This window comes from Fibrobacter sp. UWT3, assembly GCF_900230125.1.
Classification (GTDB): Bacteria; Fibrobacterota; Fibrobacteria; order Fibrobacterales; family Fibrobacteraceae; genus Fibrobacter.
Map to the genome: position 1 here is coordinate 258525 of NZ_OCSS01000003.1, position 24316 is coordinate 282840.

14 protein-coding genes and 1 tRNA gene are annotated in these 24316 nt (G+C 56.8%); 6 read left to right on the plus strand and 9 right to left on the minus strand.

Going from position 1 to position 24316, the window contains the following annotated elements; all coding sequences use genetic code 11:
- Nucleotides 1-5: 5 nt before the first annotated feature.
- The 8 genes from CRO08_RS12650 to CRO08_RS12685 are packed head-to-tail and all read right to left on the minus strand — an operon-like array spanning nucleotide 6 to nucleotide 13295.
- Nucleotides 6-1487, minus strand: coding sequence for a hypothetical protein (locus tag CRO08_RS12650; protein ID WP_097036492.1), 1482 nt, complete (start codon nucleotides 1485-1487; stop codon nucleotides 6-8).
- The gene (locus tag CRO08_RS12655; RefSeq protein WP_176495154.1) at nucleotides 1484-4237 is read right to left on the minus strand and encodes a TIGR02171 family protein; all 2754 of its coding nucleotides are present in this window, start codon (nucleotides 4235-4237) and stop codon (nucleotides 1484-1486) included. The genes CRO08_RS12650 and CRO08_RS12655 overlap by 4 nt, the downstream gene beginning before the upstream one ends.
- Nucleotides 4238-4279: 42 nt before the next feature.
- The gene (locus CRO08_RS12660; protein ID WP_097036494.1) at nucleotides 4280-7081 is read right to left on the minus strand and encodes a TIGR02171 family protein; all 2802 of its coding nucleotides are present in this window, start codon (nucleotides 7079-7081) and stop codon (nucleotides 4280-4282) included.
- Nucleotides 7082-7116: 35 nt separating this feature from the next.
- Nucleotides 7117-7887 carry a transglutaminase family protein gene (locus CRO08_RS12665; RefSeq protein WP_097036495.1) on the minus strand — a complete coding sequence of 257 codons (771 nt, stop codon included), beginning with the start codon at nucleotides 7885-7887 and terminating at the stop codon, nucleotides 7117-7119.
- Between the two features lies 1 nt (nucleotide 7888).
- Nucleotides 7889-9880, minus strand: coding sequence for a hypothetical protein (locus CRO08_RS12670; RefSeq protein WP_255252369.1), 1992 nt, complete (start codon nucleotides 9878-9880; stop codon nucleotides 7889-7891).
- Nucleotides 9881-9897: 17 nt separating this feature from the next.
- Nucleotides 9898-10350, minus strand: coding sequence for a hypothetical protein (locus tag CRO08_RS12675; protein WP_097036496.1), 453 nt, complete (start codon nucleotides 10348-10350; stop codon nucleotides 9898-9900).
- A gap of 9 nt (nucleotides 10351-10359) precedes the next feature.
- The gene (locus tag CRO08_RS12680; RefSeq protein ID WP_097036497.1) at nucleotides 10360-11694 is read right to left on the minus strand and encodes a U32 family peptidase C-terminal domain-containing protein; all 1335 of its coding nucleotides are present in this window, start codon (nucleotides 11692-11694) and stop codon (nucleotides 10360-10362) included.
- 5 nt (nucleotides 11695-11699) lie between these two features.
- Entirely contained in the window at nucleotides 11700-13295 is a 1596-nt protein-coding gene (locus CRO08_RS12685) for a capsule assembly Wzi family protein (protein ID WP_255252370.1), read from the minus strand.
- A 219-nt stretch (nucleotides 13296-13514) separates the two neighbouring features.
- On the opposite strand from CRO08_RS12685, the gene CRO08_RS12690 reads away from it, so the two are divergent.
- The 5 genes from CRO08_RS12690 (at nucleotide 13515) to rpsD (ending at nucleotide 21497) form a co-directional block, all read left to right on the plus strand.
- The gene (locus tag CRO08_RS12690) at nucleotides 13515-15665 is read left to right on the plus strand and encodes a carbohydrate-binding domain-containing protein (RefSeq protein ID WP_176495155.1); all 2151 of its coding nucleotides are present in this window, start codon (nucleotides 13515-13517) and stop codon (nucleotides 15663-15665) included.
- Between the two features lie 337 nt (nucleotides 15666-16002).
- A complete protein-coding gene (locus CRO08_RS12695) occupies nucleotides 16003-18717 on the plus strand; it encodes a glycoside hydrolase family 55 protein (RefSeq protein WP_176495156.1) in 2715 nt (904 codons plus the stop codon).
- A complete protein-coding gene (locus CRO08_RS12700; protein WP_141398365.1) occupies nucleotides 18621-19001 on the plus strand; it encodes a hypothetical protein in 381 nt (126 codons plus the stop codon). Before CRO08_RS12695 ends, CRO08_RS12700 begins: the two co-directional genes overlap by 97 nt.
- A 12-nt stretch (nucleotides 19002-19013) precedes the next feature.
- A complete protein-coding gene (locus CRO08_RS12705; RefSeq protein WP_141398366.1) occupies nucleotides 19014-20720 on the plus strand; it encodes a hypothetical protein in 1707 nt (568 codons plus the stop codon).
- 171 nt (nucleotides 20721-20891) lie between these two features.
- Nucleotides 20892-21497, plus strand: a complete 606-nt coding sequence (gene rpsD / locus CRO08_RS12710) for a 30S ribosomal protein S4 (RefSeq protein WP_072811493.1) — start codon at nucleotides 20892-20894, stop codon at nucleotides 21495-21497.
- A 228-nt stretch (nucleotides 21498-21725) separates the two neighbouring features.
- On the opposite strand, the gene CRO08_RS12715 is transcribed toward rpsD, so the two are convergent.
- A tRNA-Arg gene (locus CRO08_RS12715) sits at nucleotides 21726-21799 on the minus strand.
- Nucleotides 21800-21889: 90 nt separating this feature from the next.
- Between CRO08_RS12715 and CRO08_RS12720 the strand changes: the two genes are divergently transcribed.
- On the plus strand, nucleotides 21890-24178 hold the full coding sequence (locus tag CRO08_RS12720; RefSeq protein WP_097036502.1) for a penicillin-binding protein 1A: 2289 nt from the start codon (nucleotides 21890-21892) through the stop codon (nucleotides 24176-24178).
- Nucleotides 24179-24316: the final 138 nt, after the last annotated feature.

A 24316-nucleotide genomic window follows, 5' to 3' on the forward strand; every position in this document is an offset into this window, starting at 1 on the left:
AAATATTATTTTTTGCAGAAAACGATATAGAAGTCATCCACATGGCAGGCGTCCCATTCCGGGGAGTCCCGGAGAACGCCCAAAAGTGCGCCCCAGCGGGCATAAAAACGCAGCGGAAACACGGCCCGGTCGACCCCCAGCGAGTCCGCGTCGCGCAGGAACGTTTCGGGCTCGCGGGCATAGCTCAGGTAGCGCGCGAAAAACTCGGCAGATTTCAGGATAAACCGACCATCCATATATATGGAGTCGCGCGGATTCACGAAGGCCAGGTAACCGCCCGCACGGTCATCGTTGAAAAGGCGGCCACTATGCGGGTGTTGCGCCATCCAGGCGGCCGCATTCACGGGAACGCGCTGGTAGGCGACCATGTGTTTATCGTACGAAGTGAGCGACTTAGCCCAGAAGCCGAGCAGGCAGGCTATGATGACGACAGAGACAATGTATGCGCGGGACCGGTTCATCAGCCCCAATTGCAAGGAACATGCCATCGCAACAAGTAACGGCAACAGCAGCACAAAGTTTCTTTCGGCCACAAGCGCAAGCACCGCCGTTACAAACAACGTTGTCCAAAGCACAAGCTTTTCGCGGCTACGGACCAGCCTCATGACGGCATATACCGCCCCGAAAACAGCGAGCACGACCATCAAGGCACTTGCAAGCACGTTTTCGCGGGCAAGGAGAAGGGTAAGCGGGCTACGGTTCTCGGCGATCTCGCTCGCAAAGATTGCGGCAGAAGGAGTGAGGCCTAGCAGTCGGTCGAGAAGCCCGAACGGATAGAGGAAAAGCCGCAGGCCATCTGCGTGCAAGAAGGGCATCGCAAACAGGAGGGCGAAAAATGCGGCAGGCAAAACAACAGACGCAAACCTCCGTGCGGGCAAGCGCGCAGGCCGGTTCCTGTACAACGCATCTGCAAGGCACAGGAGCGCAAAGAGCGGGCCCAATATGTACAGCCCTTGGAACCTGCACCAGAGCCATTGCAATACGAGCAAGGCGATTGCGACAAGGCATGTCCTTGCGCATTCCGCGGCACGTCTATCACCAGGTATCGCTTTTTCGCCCGCATCAAGCCGCGCAAGCAGCCACGGCACAGCATTCCAGTAAACCCCAAGGAACAGCAGCGTAAATACGACCGGGCGCATCTCCATCTGGTAACGGAATACAAAGAGCAACACCGCCGAGGCTGCAACCGCGAGCGGGTTACCGAATACGCGGGCATTCCTTCCCCGCCGCCCGACCGCGGGCACCAGGAACAGCGCAAAAACGCCACCCCACAGCAAAGCCTTGAAGGCGACAAGCAGCGGGGCACCTCCGGCGCAGTACACGGCATAAACCACCTGCTGAAAGTATTCGTGCACGTTCACCACAGGGCCACGCACCGGCGTCCACGCGGTTACCCACTCCCGCGCGCACGCCATGTGCCACCATATATCCGTATCCGTAAGCGGAAAAATGGCAAACAGTACCGCAAGCAGGAGCAAAAGAATCATTCAAGCGTTCCCAGGAGAGAATCCAGTCGTGCAGTCAGCTGGCTAGCCCCCTTCTTGCAAAGATGGTCCATGTTGAACGCCATATCGGGGCCGTAGTCATGGTTCCCCATCTTGTGCTCATCCATAAGGATAAAGTTGGGGTACTCTTCCTGGTACGCGGCCAGGGCATCCACAATGTTCTGCGCCTCCGCGTGGGTCAAGCCGTACCTTCCGTACGCTTCCGTCGACCTGTATTCCGGATTCTGCGGGAACACGATTCCTATTACAGTCACGTTCTTCTCCCGCGCGCTCCTGATTATCTCCACCAGACGCAGCATGTTGGCGTTCAGCAAGGCAGGGTTCAGCGAGCACCAGTTCACATCGTAATCGGTAGTGGGTTCCGCCCAGTCCTCGCATTCGACAACATGATACCCGCGAGTCGGCATATACTGCTTGTTGTAAGGTTCCGGAGCATTTTCCGTCATCTCGAGCAACCCTTCCGGGTACCCGTCACTCCAGTAATCGTGATTCTCGTCGTACACGTATCCGGGGTAGTTCCTGTATTCCTTATAGAAGAAGTTGTCGTAGTCGTTGTCGTACGTCTTGAACCACATATCAATATCGAGCGAAATCACCAGGTACTTCACCTTCTTCATGTGGAGCAGCACGTAGTTTTCGAACAGGTAGTCCGAAACGAAAAGCGAGTTCGGCACGTTGGAAAGGTTCACCGCGAAGGCATTCTTTATCTGGCCGGGATCGAGACCGGCCTGCGGGCGCGAGGAACCGAGAATCACGAGGTCAGCCGAGTCACGGAACTTCCAGAGGTTTTCCATCGCGACGCGTATGCTCGCTGCCGCGGCAGAGCCCTGCGCCACGTAATACACGCCCGCACTGTCCGGAGAAAGGCCCGCATCTTCATCAATAACGCTGGTAGACTTCACCCACACGCACGGGTGCCAGATTTCTTCGCCCTTCAATATCTCGGTAACTTTCCCGCTGGAAAGGTCGACCAGCGCGACCTTCTCGTGTGCGCCATTGGTATTCACGAGCGTCGCCACGAGCAGGTTCGGCGTCGAGGAAGTTCGCCCGATGGCCCATTCCGTATGGTCGAACGAATAGCCCGAAGGAGCGGCAATACTCGCGACAAGTGCACCCGTGCTGTCCATCACCAGCAGGCGCTCGTGGACCGCATACGACTCACCAACAAATTCGCGGCCTGTCGCCGATGCAAAATCGAGGAACGCCGTACGTTTCGAACCGTCCTTCGAGAGGCTCGCATTGCACGCCTGCTCGCCATTGTACCACACCGTATCGCGGGCGTCGGTGTATGTGTTTGCACCCGCCTTCGCAATGCGCGCACGCAGGAGCCTTGCACCCGTAACAGCAAGCCGGCCGTCGTCGCTTATGCCTCCATGATACGCGCCGTCAAAAAGTTTTTGCGGTTCGCCGAACATGCCTCCCGAAAACTTCACCTGCCAGGTAGACTTCGCACGGAACGCAGTTTCATCCTTGTTGTTGCCCGCATCGTTCACGTACACGATTACCGTATCGCCGTTCTCGAGAACACGCCAGCGCGGAATTGCTGCCGATTCAACATCGAGCTTCACAAGCCCCGTTCCCGAATCGTCGAGGTCGCGCACGTACAAGGCGGACTTTCCGGAAACACCCTCAAGGCCCGTGCAGAATGCAACACGCATGCCATCGGGCGATATGTCGGGGTGGTAAACCTGCATGGTGTCCGCGATTTCGTGAACCAGGTAACCCGCGACAGAATAGTCGATATACGCGAGATTCCCCGTAACGTCGTTACGGAACGCGAACTTTGTCTTGAACGTTCTCGTAAGCGAGCGCACCGTATTCGCCATCACGAGCGACGAGAAACCTCCACCCACCGGAGGTTTCTCCGTCCCTTCAAACCACGTGGCAGCCGGGATATTCCCGAAGGCGAGCCTGAACCCGACATAGTTCGTCCTCGATGCGGATGTAGTCGTATAGACATCCCCGCGCGTGACAAGCCCGACCGTCGAGGGTTCCTGCCTGTACGAGCCACCCTTCAGCACCCGTTCCCCCAAGGGACCGCCATCGGTAGCCCCCACATAGTTTGCCACCAGCGTGTCCTTGAAATTCCCTAGCCAGTCGTTTACCCACTCCATCGCGTTCCCCGCCATATCGCAGAGGCCCGCAGCACTTTCGGGGAGGGAGCAGACGGCGTGAAGGGTATTGCCCGCATTGCGCGACGTCCATGCATTTTCGGTATTCCATCCAATCCCTGCAGCATACACCCATTCCGCTTCCGTAGGAAGCCTGAACGCATCAACCGTCGGGTCGAACTTCAGGTCAGACAATCCCGAACAGCCGTCCTCTCCAAAAGATGCAACCGCATAGGTATAGGCGGTATCGTAACCTAGCCTTTTCGACATCTCGTTCGCGAACAGGACTGCATCGAAATAGCTCACGTTCACTACCGGCAACGAGTCGCTTTCGCAATCCGGCAGATTAGCATAGGCGTCATAGTCCTTCAATACACTCCTGAAATCCTCGCAGGTCACCTCGTTCTTGCCGATATAGAACCTGTAATCGAGCACCACGTCCATCGAAGGCTTCTCGCTGGTTTTGGCCTTCTCGTCATCGGAACCGAGAGTCACCATCTTGTCCTTATCCGCGAAAACGACAAATTCCATCGAGCCGAACTTCTTTGTATCCGCAGAATCATCCGACACGGAATCCGCATTGGAACACGCCACCAGAGAAAGCAGGCTTGGCAAAACCAAACACAGCATCCACAACACAAGCAACTTATTTCTTTTCAACCGTTACTCCTTCCCCAACGTCTTTAGCAGTGAATCCAGGCGATGCGTCATCTGAACTGCGCCATCAAAGGCAAGATGGTCCGTATTGAGCGCCATACCGTCGGTGTAGTCATGCGCCCCCATCCTGTTTTCGTCCATCACGTAAAAATTCGGGTATTCCCCTGCAACCGCACGCACGGAATCCAGCAGGGCACGGGCTTCGCCCCGCAACAGGCCATAGCGCCCGAACGAACCCGTTTCACTATACCGGGGGTTCTGCGGGAAAACAATACCCACCACGGCAACGCCCTTCTCGCTTGCTGCCGCAACAAACGTTCGCAGGCGCTCCATTTGCCACCCGACAATTTCGGGTTTCGAGGAGAGCCAGGCGGAATCGATTTCTACAAGAGGTTCTCCCCAGGAGGCCGCACTGTTGTAGTGATAGCCGCGGCTCGCATAGAATACATTCCTGTTTTCCTCGCTTGCAGGGTACGACTCGTTCACGAAATCCACGAGCGATTCCGGCACGCCGGATTTCCAGAAGTCGTGATTCCTGTCGTAGGCGTAGCCGGGAGCCCCGGAAACGAGTTCATCCGTATATTCGCCCGCAATCTGCCACAGGTCAAAGTCCAGCGAGAACACGACCGCCTTCAAATTCCTCGCGTGATTGAGCGCGTAGTTGCGCGCCACGTAGAACGAGGCGTCCATCGAGTTCATCGGGTGGCCCATGTTGAGCGCAAACCCCGCAGTAAGCGAATCCGGAATCAGCCCGTCCTCGACGCGCGAACTGCCCACAAAGATGTATTCGAGCCTCTCCACGTTGTTCCAGAAGAGTTCCATCTTCACGCGGAGCGCCTCATGCGAGGCGTCGAGCCCCGGCACAAGATATGCGCCCGCGCTGTCCGGGTCCAGGAGTGCATCTTCAGAAGGAGAAACCCCTTGTTTCGCCCACAAGGCGGGGTGCCAGAGTTCATCGCCCTCGGCTAGTTCCACGATGGAAGAATCCGCGAGATTCACGACCGCAATCTTTTTGTGCGCACCGTCATTGTTTGCAAGTGTTGCAACGGCAAGCGCGACATTCCCGCTACCCGCCCATTCGCTATGGTCAAACGAATAGCCCGCAGGGGCGGCAACAGACTGCACCAGGTTGCCGGTAGAATCAAGCACCAGCATACGCTCGTGCACCCCGTAATCCTCGCCCACAAATTCATGGCCCGTCTTGCTTGCGAAATCCAGGAATAACGTGCGCTTGCTGCTATCCTTGGCAAGCGATGCATTGCAGGCCTGCTCGCCATTGTACCACACCGTATCGCGGGCATCCCCGAACACCGTCGAACCGTGAGAAGCGATTCGCGCACGCAGGAGCCTTGCGCCGCTCACCGCGAGAGTCCCGTCATCGCTTATGCCACCATGATACGCGCCGTCAAAAAGTTTCTCGGGTTCGCCAAACTTGCCACCCTTGAAAGGCACCTGCCAGGTAGAGGCCGCCCGGAAGGTTGCTCCGTCCTTGTTGTTGCCCGCATCGCTCACGTAGACAATCACCGTATCGCCATTCCCGAGTACGCGCCAGCGCGGTATGGCTGCAGATTCAACACGAAGTTGCACAGGGCCCAAGCCAGAGCCGCCAAGAGAACGCACATACACAGAAGACTTTCCGGAAACGCCCTCAAGCCCCGTGCAATATGCGACAAACCTTCCATCGGGAGATATGTCCGGATGGTACGCGCCGTAGGTATCCTGCAATTCGACAACGGACTGGCCTCCCGTAGAATAGTCCACATATGAAAGGGAACCCGTAACGTCGTTGCGGAAAACAAGTTTGCTCCGGTATGTTCCCGTAAGCACCCTGATTCTCGTGGAATTCGCCAGCGGAACAACTCGGCTTTCGGCCGCATAGCCATCGCGTCCGATCCAGGCGGGTTCGGGAATTGCTCCGAACGCCAGGCGGAACCCAACATAATCGGCACGGGTAGAAGACGTCACCGTATAGACATCGCCACGGGTGTATAGCGCAATCGAGGACGCAGCATTGCGGTAGCTGCCTCCCTTAACGACGCGCTGTCCAAGCGTTCCCCCGTCCGATGCGCCAACGAGATTCCTGTACCTCGACGAATTGTAATTGCCAAGCCAGTCATTCACCCACTCCATCGCGTTCCCAGCCATGTCACAAAAACCGTCTTTTGCAACCTTCCCGCATACGGCATGCAGGCTATAACCCGAATTTTCGGCAGTCCAGCCATCCTCGGCATTCCAGCCCTGGCGCGCGGCAAGCACCCATTCGGCTTCGGTCGGGAGTCTATATGCATCTATTTCCGTGTGGAACGCAAAGCCCTCCAGATTCGTGCAATGATTCCCCGCATCAAAGCTGGCCGAGGCGTAAGTATAGGCGGTATCGAGACCTTCGGCCTTGCTGCGGGCGTTGGCAAAAAGTACAGCATCGTAGAAAGTAATGTCGGTCGCAGGAATGTCACCGTTTTCGCAGGCCAGTTCGAGACCTGCCGCTTCTTTCATCAGCGCGTTAAATTCACCACAAGTCACTTCATGACGACCCATCGAATAGTCATAAGAGAATTCTGCAATGGAAACAGGACGGTCGATCGGGCGGGAACTTTCATCCGAGCCCAAAATTACCGATGCGCCAGCAGCCCTTACACGGAGCATGCCTTCGAGAGTATCAGAGGCTATTTCGACCGATGTGGAATCTGCCGGGTCGGAGGGCATTTCCGAATTCGAACACGCACCCATGATGCAACACAGGAAAGCGCTCGCCAGGGCAAACGCACTCCGTACACCAAAAATGGCCTCAATGTTAGACACGGGTCGCATATCCCTAAAATAGATTTTTTAAAGGCGTGAGCCCATTAGAACTTGTCGGGAAGGCGGCTCTTCGCTATTTTCTGGTTCTCGGAGATTCCCGGATACTCGGGGAAAAGGTCTCCAGCCAGCCGGTACCAGCGCAGCGCGCGGGTCGGTTCCGTTTCTAGATACAAATTTCCCATGTCGAATGCGGCTAGGCCCGTAAACTGCGCAGGCGTAAGCGGTTTGAATTCAAGGCCGGTCCATCGACCCGCCTTGTACTTCTCGCGGTATTCCTCATCCGTGTAGGTATAGCCGCGCCGATTGGGTTCCAGGTTCACCGTTTTTGACGCAGATTCTGCCTGCGCGCGGCCGTCATCCTTGCCGTAGCGCAAATAAACGTGCCCCGGCAGGAGAATTACCTCAAGCGGAATTCCGCGGGCTTCGGCGACCATCATCGCTAGCCACGAAAGCCCCATGCAGCCCGACTTCCGCGTTTCAAGTACCCGCAGCGGGAGTACCGCATCCTGGACGATGGACGCCTCGCCCGCCCCCGCAAATTCAATGTTCCAGAATTCCCACAGGAGTGCCTTCAGCGATGCAAGCGTATCGCCTGTTACAGACAAACTACTGTCATAAAAAGCAAGACCCTCGTGCCAGTCGCGAACACTGTCAATACACGCGGGTGCTCGGTTCTCGAACGTGCACGCCATCTCGGTATAGCGCACGTTTTCAGGGCGGCCCGTCCACAGCACAAGCGTGAGCGAAACCGCCAGCAGCACGACTAGCAGAGGCCAGAAAAAACGGGAGAATATCGACGAGAGGCGTGCAAGCATCTTACCTTAGCGCGTCCCATTCCATCGGGGACTGCCAGAAATCGCGCGCGGTCATCATGTAGACGACAAGCCTCTTGCTCTGCATATCCTTCTTCATCTTCATCATGCGGTGGTAAACGCCCGGGCCTCCGCCCCAGCTGGTAAGCACCTGCACGTCGAGCCCCGTCGCATAGGCCAGCAGGGAACCCGGCCCGCCGCTCTTCTGGTCCACGGACTCGAACACGCCCGTAAAGGAATCCCCCATCAGGAGAATCGGCGCATTCTTGCCGCCCTTGTAGGGTTCGGCGCCCTTGAAAATCTTCATTGCAGGCAATGTGTCTGCAGGGTACTTCGCCTTCTCGGCATCGGGCAGGTGCGCCACCAGGTCGCCCTCGCGCAAGGTAGTCGTCTCTTGCATGTTGAGCGAACCCGGCTTCGCTCCGGCATCGCCGTACCAGCTGTACTGCGTCACACGAGCGGCAAGCTGTTCCATGGCGGCAAGCATACCGGGGAGCGACCAGTGCGTGTCGTAGCGCTGGTAGCTAAAGTGCGGGGGCTCGTCGCCCGCCTTGGCCGCCATGAGCGCCGGGTAAATGTCAAGCACGTCAAGCCCTGCGGCAAGCATCTCGCGGGTAAACTCGCGACCCGCGGGGTTCACGCAGAGGTCAGCAGGCGTCCCCGCCACAAGGCGCTCGGCGTAAATCTCTTCCTTCACGGGAACGGGAACCACGAGCAACTGCACCCCGATGGAATCCAGGTAGTGTTTAAGTTCCAGCAGGCGCGGGAGCGGGTTGTGCAGGCTATCCTGCCCGGTTATCTTGTCTGCAAGCAGGTAGTTCGCATTGCGGCGGAACCAGAGGAAGGTCTCTGCGGGCGATGCTCCCGCAGTCGCCCAGGCGTTCTGTTCCTTCGGGAGTTTCGCAAGCGTATTCTCGAGCGCCGAGCGGAACTTCGCGGTTTCCGCGTTCGCGGGGCAAGAGCCTTCCAGCGAGGCAAGCGTCTGCAGGCGCGCATCCGAGGTCGTGTCAAGCACGCGGTTTACCGGCACAACTTCGCCCGCGGCGGCAAGCGAATCGGCCACCTGCTGGGCACGCAGAGCCTCGTCCGTAAGGCGGAAGGCAGGCACGTCAAAGGCAATCCACATGGGTTTCCCCATCGGGTTCCCGCGCATTACGGCAAAGGGCCTGCAGTCGGCCTTCGCCTCCCACGGGACGCCCGCAGAATGCGGTTCCAAATCGGTATTGAGCGTCGGGTACCAGTACGAAGACAGCGTACGCGCCCAGTTCTGGGCATCTTCCGCATTCATCTCCGCCGTGAGGTAAAAGTTCAGCACCTCGGCAGTTTCGCCACGTGAAGCTAGTTTCAGTTTCCCGTAAAAAGCCGTACGTCCGGTCCACTGCGCAGGCATCACTTCGGCCCACCACTCGACAGAGCCGTCACTCATGGGCACGCCCCACAGGCGGGTCACCGTCTGGAAAGCCCTGAACACCTCGGGTTCATCCCACTTGACCGCCTCCACTGCGCCAATGACCTGCGCAAGGGAATCACTCCCCGTCTGCGTATAGAGCAACTTGGACAAAGGTTCCCACGCCACCGGCATACGCCCGTTCACGGCAGAAGGTTCATGTTCCTGTATCGAGTCAAGCATCGGGAACGGATAGTCCGGCAACTTTACGCCGGCCATCTTTCCCTTATAGTTCTCAGGCTTTTCGTCCTTGCCCGCAAGGCGAATCGGGTTCGCAAAGTAGGCGGCAAAATCAAGGGCGGCCATCGTGGGCTTGCCGACAATTCGCCATTGCCGGTCCTCGTCGACCACCCGCATCTCAAACATCGTCGAAGGTACAGTCGAATCTGCCGGCAAAGCCGTCACACCGGGTGCACCCGCACTCATTTCCGTCGATTCTGTCTCGGGTTTCGGGGTATCACCCGAAGCACAGGCAAACAGGGCAAGCGAAAAAGATGCAAACACAACGCCCGCTAAAGCGCCGTTCCTACGCAAAAAATTACGGGTCATAGGTTCTCCCGGTTACCTTATGTCTTGTTAGAATCTTCACCGTGGCCCGATTCCTTGGCCTTCAAGGATTCGATACGGCGTTCCAAAAGTTCCTGCACCTGCGGGAGGAGCGAGCCCTTCACGCGTTCAAGGTACAGGCACTGCAGCTGAATCATGCGGTCGCGATGCCTTCCCGCGTGTTCCTGAATCCAGTTGCTTACCGCCGCCTGGCGGTTTTCGAGCTGGCTTCGCAGCGTCTGCTGGATAAAAGTCCTCTGGACTTCCATGTAGCGCTGCATGTTGAAAGGGAGGCGGTACGTGCGAATAAACTGCTTCAAGAGTTCCAGGAGCGAAAGCCCCTGCCCCTTGTGGGCATCGACAAACTTCTTCAGGTCTTCCAGATGATCCTTGAAAAAAGGCACGATTGCCTTATCGTCAATCTGGTAAAGTTCTAGTTCGTCCTGTTTCTTTGTCGCTTCGTCGACTGCCATACTTATAATTTACGTTTTCAGCGATTCCCGCGCTGTGATATTCTTTACAAAGAACCCAAAAACAGCCTTTTCTGTGTCCTTTAGCACATTTCCCTGTAAAAAAACACGCCCTTCCGTACCCGGGTTCAACCGGTCGGCGGCAGCGCCCCTGAAATCGAGCAGGCTATCCACCTCGCAGCGGCACATGCCCGATGGGGTCATCAGTTCGAGCGTATCGTCCATGCAGAAGGGGTTCTTCACGTTCACGCGGCAGGAGTTTGTCGCGGGGTCGTAATCGAGCACCTGGGCAGCAACGCACCCGCCTTCGGCAGCCACATGGGTAGACTCGTAATTCTGCGGGAGCGGTCCACGCAAAAAGCCGGGCATGAACCCGCGGCCATCCACGAACTTTATCGCCCTGCGGGATTCCTGTGGCACAAGTTCCGGTGAAACCTCGGCACCACCTTCCAGCGCCCCGTGAACGGCATCGATTGCCATGCGGTAGGCGCGTACCACCTGCGAGAGGTAATAGACCGAGCGCGTACGTCCCTCTATCTTGAAGGAATCGAGCCCGCCCTTCACCAGTTCCGGGATAACATCCAGCGCACACAGGTCGCGACTGCTCATGAAGTAGGTTCCCCAGGTATCCTCGTCGAGCGCTACCGGAGGGAGTTCCGGGCGGTCCGTGCGTTGCAAGCTGAACTCGCCCTCGTGCTCGCGGTAATCCTCGACCTGCGGGCCGGAGTTGGCATACAGGCGGTAAGGCATGCGGCAGCTGTTGTCGCAGGCGCCCTGATTCGCATCGCGGTGGGTCACCCAGTTGCTGAGCATGCAACGGCCCGACATGGCCATGCACACCGCCCCGTGAACGAACACTTCCAGTTCAAGGTCCGGCAACTTTTCCTTTATCTCTAAAATTTCAGACAAACGAAGTTCGCGGCTCAATATGATGCGGCGCACCCCCAAGTCGTGCCAGAACTTTGCGGCCAGGTAGTTCGTGGTATTCGCCTGCACCGAGAGGTGTATCTCCACATCGGGGCGTTCCTTCCGGAGCCAGCCCACAAAACCGGGGTCAGCAACAATGAGGGCATCGGGCCCCAGTTCTATAGCCGCAAGCAGAGCCTTCTGGAACGATTCCACCTTCACGTTACGGGGAATCACGTTGCTCGTGAGGTAAAACTTCTTCCCGAGTTTTCGCGCATACGCAATGCCTTCGGCGAGGTCGTCCAGGTTCTTGAACCCGTTCTCGCGGGCACGGAGAGAAAACGCGGGCTGCCCCGCATACACGGCATCCGCGCCGTATGCATAGGCATACTTCATGCGGGTCAAATCGCCCGCAGGCGCCAACAATTCAGGCTTTTTCATCCGTACTACCACTTGAATCCGGCACGCAGGTAAACCTTGCGGTCGTCAATGAAGGTAATCTCGCCCATGAAGCTCACGTATTGCCCCTCATAGCTTATCGCGGGCGTGATTGAGTACTGCATCTTCGCGCCGTCGAGGAACTTCTTGTGAATCTTCATGTGGTTGTGGTGCGGGGTCGTATCGTTCACGGCACTCCCGTAATCCGTCCCCTTCCAGAACCAGGTATTGCGAACCGATGCAAATATATGCTTGTCGAGCCGCCCGTACACGGTCCAGTCGATGGTCTGGCTATTGGGGCCACCCTGGTTCCCGAGCGGGTAACCGAGATGCGCCATCTGGGCGGTGTTCTTTATAAAGTGCGAGTAAACATAAGGTTCCACACGGGCGTATTCGGCAATCGTACCGGCCTCAATCCTGTGCCCCTTGAGATAGAAGTCATGGCCCGCCTGCAAACCGGCCATCCAAGCCCACTTCGCCTCGATGTTGTCGTTTTTCACGAGGCTAATCGGGGATTCCATGTCGTCCAGGAAGAATTCCGTGTAAAGGCGCACGGTATTAAAGAGCCTGTAGTTAAAGTCCATCGCCAAGGCACCGTTGTTACTGCTCTCGGAATAGTTGCCTTTCTCCATAAAGAGCGGTACAGTCGGCACAAAGAGCCAGGGTTTCAGGTTATCGTAAAGAATCGTAAGTTCGCTGATGCCAAACGTGGCGTTCCCGACAGCAAGTTCATAGCGATGACCGAATATATTGCGGGTTTCATCCTTGTTCTTGTCGCTCATGCTGCCATAAATACGCAGGTCGCCGTAAAAACTGAATACATGGAGAGGTCCAAGCTGCAAATCCACAGAAAGCATATTGTACGGGAGCGCGAACTGGTTCAACGTCAGGTTGTTGTAATAGCCCGGGCCCCAGTGCAGCACGTCGCGGGCAAGGTCCACGCGAATCCAGTCGTAATTGAACGCGAAGTGCGTACGGTAGCGAGCGTAACTCGTGTACTCCATGCCGGAATTGTTTTCTTCTTTCTGGAATTCCAGGAACTCGCGGTCCCACGATTTCGGGTACGAGGCAGAATGCCCTTCGTCATAGATGCGCGCATCGAGCACGAATTCTAGAGAATCCGCGTAGCCGCGCAGGTAGACACCTCCATCGATTCCCGGCCAGATGGTATCGCCGAGAGTTTCTCCCCCGCGGTAGTCAATACCGCCTACGACGCTTGTCGCAATCGCAATCGACGGGAGTTTCGTCTGGAGTTCGTTCTTTACGCGCACGCACGCCGTATCACCGTCGTGGCACGTCATATCGATTCCGTGCCCCGATATGGCGCCGCCCCGCATGTTGTCGTAATACAGGAGCGCCTTGCCTTCCGTTTCGGCAAAGTGCCGGATAAACGAGGTATCGCGCTGCGGGTAGGCAAAGAACTGCCTGCCCTCCCCGACAGTCTGCCGGTGGTATTCCAAAAGCATCGGCGCCATCTCGAGCGTGCGCAGGTTACGGGAGTGTTCCGTACCGATTACGGGCGAACCCGCAACCGCTTGCGTAGAAAGTAACGTCGTGGCTACAAGAGCCGTAAAGGCGTATGTGCGTGATTTTACAAGAATCATAACCGCAATTTAGTTTTTTTTAAACTGTACGCAGAATGTTGTCAAAAACGCAACAGGTCTTTTTTGACCCGATTCGTTCCGAACGGAACAAAAGCCCCCGATAACTTTTTCGTATTTCAAAAAAATTTGCAAAAAAATATCCCAAAATCGAGTTGCAACAAGGTAACTTTTCAAGAAGACAAGCCCATCCCGGGTTGTTTGGAAAAAGGGATGTTTATCATGAAAACAAATATTAAAAAAGGACTCACAATTTCTAGCCTGATTGCGTTCGGGCTCCTCGCAGGCTGCTCCGACGACAGTTCCAGCGTTCAGTCTCCCGCAACAGGCGATTCCGGAACAGATTCGGCAGAAGCTACTGCAAACATCTGCAACGCAGACGGATACACCGGCTTCTACGCCGCCGACGGCGCGACCATCATGTGCCTCGACGCAAACGGCAGTCTCGCCTTCTGGATTAACCCGGACGGCACTATCGGCACGCCTGTAGAAGAGGCTCCCGCAAGTTCCGCGGCAATGGATGTTCCACAGGATCCGGGCACAACGCCGCTGCCTCCCGAAGACGTACCCGTCATTCCGTCTTCCGCATCGGCCACATGCGATGCAGGCACGGCAACCTTCCTTTACAAGCTTGCGGATGTTTCGTACTACCGCGACACCGACGGAGCAACGTTCTTCTTCGACAGCGATTGCAACAAGCAGTTCCTGACAGAAATCGTCGTGTCGTCTTCGTCCGAAACTCCGGCAGAGAAGGCCAGTTCCAGCAGTACCACAGGCGACAACCCGTACAAGCCCACGTCTTCGGCAGGCACCGAAACGAGCAGTGCAAGCGTTGTCCCGGTTGTCGAGCCCTCCAACGGGAACACACCCGTGATTACCTACGCCGCTAGCGGTGCAAGCGTAGCAAACAACAACAACTGCGTCGAGGTGAACGGCGGCGAGGTTCTCATCACCTGCGCGGGCGACTACGACTTCAGCGGTTCCTACACGGGTAACGATGCACAAATCCGCGTATACTCTCCCAAGAGCGACAGCGGCGTATACCTGAACCTGCGCGGGCTCACGCTGACCAACAATGCCGATGCCGTCATCTACGTGCAGATGGCAAGCAAGGCGTTCGTCGTCGCGAAGAGCGGAACCGAAAACACGCTTTCTGACGGCAGCTCCCGAACCAAGTCGTTCACCTACGTGAACGCGGACGGCGAGACGAAAGTGGATACGACCGGCGCCTGCATCTACGCGAAGGACGACCTTACCATCAAGGGCGAAGGTTCGCTGACCGTGAAGGGCAACTACAACAACGGCATCCACACGAGCAACGACCTGCGCTTCCGCGGCGAAACCACCGTAAACGTGACCGCGAAGAACCACGGCATGAAGGGCAAGGGACTTGTTGACATCGAAAAAGGCACCATTACCGTCAAGGCGACTAGTGGCGACGGCATCAAGAGTGACGAATACGCAGTGAACGGCAACGACACGGTTATCGTCGAGGGCAAGGGCATCGTAAGCATCACCGGAGGCACGATTGACATCACCGCAGGCGATGACGGCATCCAGGCATTCAACAACATCATCTTTGATGCAGGAACCGTGAAGGTCAACGCCTCCAATGATGGCATTCACAGCGAGCAGAACGTGCAAATGAACGGCGGAACCATCTCGGTCACCGCAGGCGACGACGGCATCCACGCCGATTCCGCGCTCCACCTGGCCGGTTCTACCGTGAACGTCGTGAAATCGGGCGAAGGCATGGAAGCCTTCTACATCTTTGCAGAAGGCGGCATCACCGCGACATACGGCACTGACGACGGCTGGAATGCGGCAGGCGGTTCTGCCGACCCGGGCACCTCCAGCGGTTCCCAGTGGGGCGGCTTCGGCGGTGGCGGCATGCAGAGCAGCAGCAAGGGCTACATCGTCATCACCGGTGGCTACCACTACATAAGCGCCTCGGGCAACGACATCGACGTGCTCGACGCGAACGGCACGGCAAAGCAGAGCGGTGGTGTAGTCATCGTAGAAATTCCTGCAAGCAGCGGCGGCATGGGTGGCGGCAGCAGGCCCGGCCAGAGCGGCAGCTCCGGATCTTGTTCCACCAATATGGCAGGCGGCCTCATCGATACCGACAACGGGTTCACCATTACGGGCGGTGTGTTCCTCGGGTTCGGTAGCCAGACCGAAGAATACCCGAACTGCACAGCCACATCGTACACCGCAGGTACAGCCTACGGTAGCGCAAGCGCGGCATTCTCCCCGAAAGGTTCGGGCAGCATGATCCTCTACGGCGGCTCCGTGACCTCCGTAGCGCAGGTAAATACCAGCGGCATGCAGACGGTGGACTTCCCCAACGGTCTCAAGTACTACTACAAGTAGCGAAAGTGATTTAAATCACACCCGCAAAACTGGCGAAGCTTTTTTTGAGTAAAAGCCTTCGCTAGCCACCCCAAAATTACTATACTTGTAATACTCCAAACCAACCCCAAGGCCAGGCAATGCTCTGCACTGCCTGGCTCCTTTTTTAGGCTCAAATCAGGCCCAAAAGCCTATATATTCATGTCATTTTGGTGACCATGCGTCCACACCCCATCAAAAAAAGGTAATTTAAGGGTGTATGGTACCCCAGAACGAGGTCTCAATGTATTCTTATCGCTTTTTTTTGAGTTTTTTGTGCTGTCTCGCACTTTCTGCGTACGCCCAGATGGAATTCCCGATGGGTTCAGACGTTGTCAATGTGAAGGAAGAACCGTATAACGCGAAGGGCGACGGCAAGACCGACGATACCGAGGCCATCCAGAAGGCTTTGAGCGACCATCCCGACGGCGACTTCATCATCTACCTGCCCCATGGCATCTACAAGATTTCATCCGCACTTACCTGGCCCACCGCCGACAAGCCCGAAAAGGACTACCGCCGCACTATCCTCCAGGGCGAAAGCATGGGCGGCACCATCATCTCGCTCCAGGACGACGTTCCCGGATTCGAGAACCCCGACTTTCCGCAGGCAGTGATTTACACGGGCGACGGCCCCAACGCACGCCAGCGCAACTCCATCCGCGACCTTACCCTCCGCACAGGCAAAAAGAACCCGGGCGCCATCGGTATCCGCTTCAACGCCTCGGTGCAGGGCACCATCAACAACGTGAAAGTCGCATCGGGCGACAGCGCAGGCGTTATCGGCATAGACCTCGGTTTTACCGAAAATATCGGGCCCCTGCTCCTCAAGAACGTAGAAGTGGACGGGTTTGACGTAGGTGTCTATACCGCGGGCAAATCGAACAGCATGACGTTTGAGCACGTGACGCTCGGTGGCCAGAAAAAATTCGGTCTCGACAATGACAACCAGATGCTCGCCATCCGCGGACTACGTTTCAAGGGTTCGACCACGGCGGTCTACAGCCACGGGCCCGACGCCTCCATGGTATTCGTGGACGGCACCCTCGAATACGACCCCGGCAAGAAATCGGCAAAAGGAATTACCGCCATCGTGAACGAAGGCGAGCTCTTTGCACGCGCGGTCGTCGTAAGCAAGTTCAAATCCAAAATCAAAAGTACCAAGAAGGCCTACAACGAATCCTTCAGCAACACTGAGATTGTCGAGTTTTCCACGCAAGAAAACCACCAGCTCTGCCACAGTCCCAAGCAGGCCATGAAACTCGCCGTCACCGAGACACCCAACAAGGCCGAACAGAAGTCCATGTACTGGACATCCATCACCGGCGAATACGGCGGCAAGGCAAACGACGGTTCCGACGATTCCAAGGCAATCCAGGACGCCATTGACGACGGTGCCGAAACGATATTCTTCCCGCCGGGAGGCCGCTGGACCATCAACCGCGACATCTACCTGCGCAACCGCATCCACAGGCTTATCGGTACCGAAGGCAAAATCGACGGCAAGGGCAAGTTCATCATCGAAGACGGCGCATTCGTCGATATCACCATCGAGAGGTTCTCCACGTTCGCAAGCGGCATTACCAACCGCTCCAAGCGAACCGTGGTGCTCAAGAATATGTACGTGAAATCCTACGAATCCGACGACTTCGCCACGGGCGACATCTTCCTGGAAGACGTTTCTGTCGGCACGATTCGCACGAATTTCCAGCGTCTGTGGGGCCGACAGGTTACCATGGTCGGTGACACGAAGGGCCCGAAGATTTCAAACAACGGCGGAAGCATCTGGATTCTGGGCCTTACCGCCCGGGACGGCAACACGGTCCTTCACAACTTCAATAAGGGCTTTGCAGAACTCCTGGGCGTCAACGTCATCGCAAGCGACAAGGCGAAGAACAGCCCGATGTTCATCAACGACAACTCGAGCATGTCCATTGCAGGCCTCAAGGAAACGCTTACCCGCGGGAACCCCTACTCGAAAATCGTAGAGGAATCCCGCCAGGGCTCCAAGGTCTACGCGCTCAAGAACACAGACCTGCCCCACAACGAGACGGGCGGCGTGATGATGGCGCTCTACACGGGATATGCTCCCAAGCAGGGCCAGAATGAGCCGCCGAAACCTTCGATGGACAAGGAGCACATCCTGGTGCAGCCGGGCAAGCTCCACCTGCAAGGAAACGTGGAAGACGACGGTCGCGGCGACGGCCTGTGCCGCGTGCCCGTGGCATGGCGCAAGGGCGCGGGCCCCGGAAAGGTATCCTTCTCGGACTCCACCGAGTACGAGACCGACGTGACGTTCACCGCCAGCGGGCGATACAACTTGCTGTTCAACGCCAATGACGGCTACCAGGACAGGACAGATACTGGCAAGGTCTACGTGTTCGACAAGCGATACACGACGCTCGACCATTCTGGCGATAATATCCCGAGCGGGCGCGGCGCCGATGCATGGATTTCGCAGTTCGACAACTACACGCCGCACAGCACCGACGAACACCTGCGCGTGGCGAACGACCAGAACGATGCCGGAAAAATTTACCTCAAGTACGACCTGTCCGCGCTCCCGGGCCCGCTGTTCGATGCGGCCCTCAAGCTGGAATTCGACGCAGATTCCATCAAGAAGCCCGTACAACTGAACATCTTCGGCCTCAAGGAAACGAGCAAGGAGATGAACTTCGGCGAAGACAAGCTGGGTATCGACTGGAAGAGCGACGAACTCACCTGGGAAAACGCGCCCGCGAACCTCCAGCAGGCGGGCGGGCAGTTCAACATCCGCAAGAACTCCGGTGGCGGCATCGACACCAAGTACGCGGACTTTATCGGCATTATTACGATTAACCCGAAGGCCCCCTCGGCGCGTTCCTGCGTACGCCCGCCCTTACGGAATTCTTCAAGAGGAAGCACGCATCGGGACTCTACACGCTTATCCTTACCGCCGTGGAACCCGGAGAAACGTTCATCAAGTCGAGGAACGCGGGCAAGAACATGGCTCCCGTGCTCTACGTGGGCTACTACGACAATTCCCGCTCCGTAGGTGGCGAGGCGATGGATGGCGGTTACACCCTCACGAAGGTGAACATCGACATCGTGAACCTGGAATGCAACTTTGACCTCACCGTGGGCTACCCGCAGTTCGTGCAGATTGAAATCCTGAACGAATCGGGCAAGCGCATGCTTACCGTCGCTGCACGTGAACTCGCCGGCGAAAAGAAGACCAACTTCAAGTTCAAGGCGAAGGCGTTCCCCACCGGCAAGTACACCCTCAAGATTATCGGCGAAGCCTTCACCGCCGAACAAAAGTTCTTTATCCTCAACTAGGACCGCGCCACTATGACTATGAAAACGACAATCCTCGCTCTCGTACCGCTTGCGCTCCTTTTCGCCTGCAGCGAATCCACGCACACGAACTCGTCGTCCATTACCGACGATAACGGCAGCTACGCCGAAGATTCGTTCAATTCCAGTTCCTCCATCAGCGAACGACTCGACATCGAATACCTCGACACGATTGCTGCCGGCGATACGCTCAACTTCTACATGGAAATGGCCGACTGGGATACCGTCAAGGTCAAGAGGGATACGACCAAGGAAGGTTCAAAGGATTCCTCCTACGTAAAGAAGGTCTGCCACGACGACGTCGTGTGTGTGGATAGCGCGAATTCCACCGTATCGCTGTTCCTCGGGAACTTTCCGAAGGGAACCCGCGTAAGCGTACTCGCCGCAACGAGCGGCATGGAAGGTGACACGATCCGCATCAGGAGCGAGAAGGGCGAAAAGGCCAAGACGCTCAAGCCCGTATGGAACGAAAGCAAGAAGGATTCCCTCTACAGTGACTACATGTTGCCGGGCTCGGGCGCCGACATGCTCCAGAACCAGTTCGTACTGTTCAGCGACGACTTCTATTACCTCGACCTGAAGGCAAAGTTCGACACGACGGCGCACCTGCGCGTCAAGGTCGACGTGGATACCGCCTACTACAACTACACGGGCGATTCCTCGCACGTGGATATCGACCTGCGCGATACCGTCCGCGGGATTCTCGTTATCGGCAGCGCCCCGAAGAACATCGAGATTGCGTTCAACGTCGAGACCGGCTTTAGCGTGAACCTCTCGGTGCAGGGAGAAGGCATCAACAAGTACGAACTCACCGACAAGGACGGCAAGACATACTCCCCCGCCGCCGACTCGCTCGATACGCTGCTCGTGACCAACGATTCCTCGCAGTGGACGCTCAAGCTTACGCCGAGCAACGTGGTGAGTTTCCTCTCCGGCCCGTTTGCCACGTTCGAGGCGGCCACCCGCTTCCGCAGGCTGAACCAGGGCGAATACCTCGCGAAACCCGACTCCATCGTCTACCCCGGCGATACGCTCACGATTGTACGCCCCGCGAACGACTCCACCAAGTACTACCTGCGCCAGGACCACTACGTGTGGCTCGCCGACCTCAAGAAAGGCGACTCGCTCATCGTTTACCACGAAATGGAAGGCTACTGTAAGTACGGCGAATGCAAGGGCACGCCGAGAGCGTACTACGCCCTGCTCAACGCCGATGGGGATTCTGTCGGCACCATAAACAGCCTCGAGCACAGTTTCAAGGCAAAGAGCGACGGCCCCGTGTACCTGCGCTACCTGCAGCTCAATTCCAAGGCCCTCACCGATTCGAACCTCACCCTGAGGACGTTCATCCAGAGGCCGGGTTCGCTCGATTCCCTCAAGTTCTACAACGAGGAGAAAGAGAACACCTACACCTCCATGCGCGTCAAGGCGGGCGACACCGTGAAACTCGCCGACTTCGCGTTCCAGACCGTCCCCTACAAGACGAGCTACAACGTCAAGTGGTACGTGCCCTGCGAGGACCTCACTACCCTCGGGACGGCCTCCTACATCAGCCAGCTGGAAAACTGCAAGAGCGAACAGGAGATTTCCTCGTTCTACCTGATTGCGCAGAACGATGCGGCCGACAAGGATGCCCGACTCATCGCCCAGAGCATGGCTGACCCCCTCATGAGGGACACCCTGACCGTAAACGTCCGCTAAAAAGGCGAATTTTGGGTAAATTTTGGGCAATTTCGGGGCAAAAACGCGCCCGAATCGCCCCAAAACCTTGAATCCGGCAACGGATTTGCTATATTTGCCCTCACTTGCAAGTCGCGCCAAGCTCTGCCAATTTGCAAGTTTAACCAAAGAGCTTCCTCAAAGAGGTATAATATGTCCTCCTTCCGTGGACCCAAAGGCAAGGTCGCCCGTTCCCTGGGCATTGCCGTTTCTCAGAAGACTCAGAAGGCGCTCGACCGCCGCAACTTCGCTCCCGGCCAGCATGGCCAGAACCGCAAGAAGTCCGCTTCTGTGTACAAGCAGCAGTTGGTCGAAAAGCAGCGTCTCCGTTTCACCTACAACATCTCCGAAGCTCAGCTCGCCAAGGCATACAAGGAAGCTAACCGTCGTGAAGGTTCTGCTGGTGATAACCTGATGATTCTTCTCGAAACCCGTCTTGACGCTCTCGTCTACCGCATGGGTTTTGCTCGCACGATTTTCGCCGCCCGCCAGTACGTGACCCACGGTCACTTCACTGTGAACGGCGTCCGCAGCTTCTCTCCGGCCCGCCTCATCAAGGCCGGCGACGTGATTGCTATCCGCGAGCAGTCTAAGGAACACGTCCAGATCAAGGAAGCCGCTGCTAACGCTCCGGCCGCTCCGGAATATCTGGAAGTCGACACGAACAAGATCGAAGGTAAGCTCGTGAAGCTCCCGCTCCGCGAACAGATCCCGGTCAAGCTCGAAGAACAGCTCGTCGTGGAATACTACTCCAGGTAGTAGCAATCTCAGACGCAAGTTTGAAAAGCACACCGCTCCTGCGGTGTGTTTTTTTGTTGCTCACGACCGCTCGTTCGTCGTTCCTAGTGCAGAACCTCCGGTTACTCACTCGCTCTCGCGTTCACGCCCGGCTTCCGCCCGGGCGCGACCTGCTCGCAAAGGCTCCCGCTTCTCGTCCGTCGCGGGTATAAACAAAAGACCCCTCTCTTACCGAGAGGGGCCTTTTTCTGCGGGTGCCAGGACTCGAACCTGGAGCCTTTTGGTTCGTAGCCAAACGCTCTATCCAGTTGGGCTACATCCGCTTGAGTGACCCCAAATATAGCATTATCGGTTGAATTGTCAAGGGATTTTTCTAAATTTGTTTCATAAATTCTTCTTTTTTTGAATCTACGATGGAAAAAGTCAAGCCCATACTCAAGTTCTGCCTTTCTTACCTCAAGAAACTGTTCACGAACAAGAAATTCGTCATTGCCCTTGCAATCCTATGCCTCCCGGTGATTGCCGGGTTCGTCACTGTCATCGTAGTCTACAACCACTACCTGCCGGAACTCCCCTCCCTGTCGCAGCTCGAGCAGATCAACCCGAAACTCGTGACAAACATCTACGACATGAACGGGAAGATTGCACACAAATACTTCGTGGAACGCCGCGAATGGGTCAGTTTCGACTCCATCCCCGAAAACGCAATCCACGCCGTCATGGCGACCGAGGACCGCGCCTTCTACAACCATTGGGGCATGAACGTGTGGGCCATTCCGTCGGCAATCATCGAGAGCGCCCTCAGCGGCAAGCAGCTCCGCGGCGCATCCACCCTCACCCAGCAGTTGACCAAGCTCCTGTTCCTCACGCCGGAACGTTCCATCGCCCGTAAAATCAAGGAGGCGATGACTGCCATCCGCATCGAACAGACCTACACCAAGCAAGAAATTCTCGAATTCTACATGAACGAGGTCTACCTGGGCGGCGGCAACTACGGTTTCCAGGCGGCAGGCAAATACTACTTCGGGCATGCGCTCGACAGTCTCTCCATTCCGGAATACGCAGTCCTCGCCGGTATGCTCAAGGCACCCGAATCGTACCGCCCCGACCGCCACCCCAAGGCATCGCTCGAGCGCCGCAACACCGTCCTTTATGCGATGTACGACGCGGGCTACATCAGCAAGGAAGACTACCACAAGTACGTAGCGACCCCCATCGTGCTCGCCGAAAAGGAACCCGAGAAGGGTTCGGGTCTCTACTACTACGAAGAAATCCGCAAGTACATGGAAAAGAAGTACGGGCAGAACTCGCTCTATGCCGACGGCGTCTCCATCTACAGCACCATCGATCCCGAAATCCAGGAAGTGGCCGACAGCGTAGCGAAGGCGCTCGTCGCCAAGTACCGCACCGAGTTCAAGAAGAAGGCCATCAAGAACCTGAAGCTCGCCGACAAGTACAGCATGGAACCGGACAGCGTGTTCGCCCACTTCGACAGCGTCTACACCCTGTTCAAGAAGGAATACCTGAGCAAGGACACCTCCTCGAACATCAAGAAGTGGCGCTACCCGCCCGAAGTCCGCTACCACGATGCCGAAATGGCGATGGTCATCATCGAGAACGAGACGGGCGCAATCCGCGCGATGGTCGGTGGCAGCGACTTCAACGAATCCCGCTTCAACCGCGCCGTGCAGTCGCTCCGCCAGCCGGGTTCGAGCTTCAAGCCCATTGTCTATTCCACCGCAATGGATAACGGCGCCAGCCCCTGCGACTCGGTGAACGACGCCCCCATTACCATGACCGACGAGACCGCGGCGACCGGCATGTGGCGCCCGCACAACTCCGAAAAGAACTTCGAGGGCATGATGACGCTCCGCAAGGCGCTCTACCGCTCGAAGAACATCCCCGCAGTCCTTACCGCATCGAAGTACGGCCTGAGCAACGTGGTGAACTACGCCCGCGCGTTCGGCATCCGCAAGGCACCGCTCGTCGCAGTCCCGAGCCTCGCCCTCGGTTCCGTGGGCGCGACGCTTCTCGAAATGACATCGGCCTACACGGTGTTCCCGAACCTCGGTACGCGAATCGAGCCCTACATGATCGAATCCATCGAAGACAAAAACGGCGAGATTATCGAGAAGAACTCGAAGGTCGAAAGCGTGGTGATGAAACCCTCTTCCGCATACCTGATGGTGGATATCCTCAAGGACGTGAACATCCGCGGTACGGGCTACAAGATTTCGGCCAGCGGGTTCAACCACCCGAGCGGCGGCAAGACCGGAACCACAAACGACTACACCGACGCCTGGTACATCGGCTTTACCAAGCACTACACCATGGGCGTGTGGGTCGGCTTTGACCAGGCAGTCTCCATGGGCGTGGGCAAGACCGGCGGCAACTACGCGCTCCCCGCATGGCTTGCGGTGATGAGCAAGATTCACAAGGGACTCCCGCAAAAATCGTTCCCCGTACCTCCTGGCGTTATCGGCAAGGGCGTCTGCAACATTACAGGCAAACTAGCAGGCGAGTTCTGCTCCGAAAAGACTTACTGCCTCTACACCACGAACAACTACCCCGACGAAGTCTGCGATGGCGACCACTACAAGGTAAAAACCAAGTCCGCCGACGACGCGACGCTGTTCAGCAACAAGGGCGCCAGGGAAACATCGCCGACGACAACACAGAAAAAGACACGCAAGATGTTCTAGGCATATTTGCTGTTTTTTTGATGTAGAAAAACGTACCGTATCAGGCAGGGTTCACTCGTCAAAGTGGGCCCTATTCCTTTATTTTAAAGGGATTTCGGCCATTTTGACCCTTAACAAAAAACTGTTTTTTTTCTATCT

Bases quoted from the DNA above. Each gene is read 5' to 3' on its own strand.
- rpsD (WP_072811493.1), top strand. From the start codon at position 20,892: ATGTCCTCCTTCCGTGGACCCAAAGGCAAGGTCGCCCGTTCCCTGGGC.
- CRO08_RS12685 (WP_255252370.1), bottom strand. From the start codon at position 13,295: ATGATTCTTGTAAAATCACGCACATACGCCTTTACGGCTCTTGTAGCC.
- CRO08_RS12720 (WP_097036502.1), top strand. From the start codon at position 21,890: ATGGAAAAAGTCAAGCCCATACTCAAGTTCTGCCTTTCTTACCTCAAG.
- CRO08_RS12670 (WP_255252369.1), bottom strand. From the start codon at position 9,880: ATGACCCGTAATTTTTTGCGTAGGAACGGCGCTTTAGCGGGCGTTGTG.
- CRO08_RS12650 (WP_097036492.1), bottom strand. From the start codon at position 1,487: ATGATTCTTTTGCTCCTGCTTGCGGTACTGTTTGCCATTTTTCCGCTT.
- CRO08_RS12660 (WP_097036494.1), bottom strand. From the start codon at position 7,081: ATGCGACCCGTGTCTAACATTGAGGCCATTTTTGGTGTACGGAGTGCG.
- CRO08_RS12675 (WP_097036496.1), bottom strand. From the start codon at position 10,350: ATGGCAGTCGACGAAGCGACAAAGAAACAGGACGAACTAGAACTTTAC.
- CRO08_RS12695 (WP_176495156.1), top strand. From the start codon at position 16,003: ATGGGTTCAGACGTTGTCAATGTGAAGGAAGAACCGTATAACGCGAAG.
- CRO08_RS12665 (WP_097036495.1), bottom strand. From the start codon at position 7,887: ATGCTTGCACGCCTCTCGTCGATATTCTCCCGTTTTTTCTGGCCTCTG.
- CRO08_RS12690 (WP_176495155.1), top strand. From the start codon at position 13,515: ATGAAAACAAATATTAAAAAAGGACTCACAATTTCTAGCCTGATTGCG.
- CRO08_RS12705 (WP_141398366.1), top strand. From the start codon at position 19,014: ATGACTATGAAAACGACAATCCTCGCTCTCGTACCGCTTGCGCTCCTT.
- CRO08_RS12680 (WP_097036497.1), bottom strand. From the start codon at position 11,694: ATGAAAAAGCCTGAATTGTTGGCGCCTGCGGGCGATTTGACCCGCATG.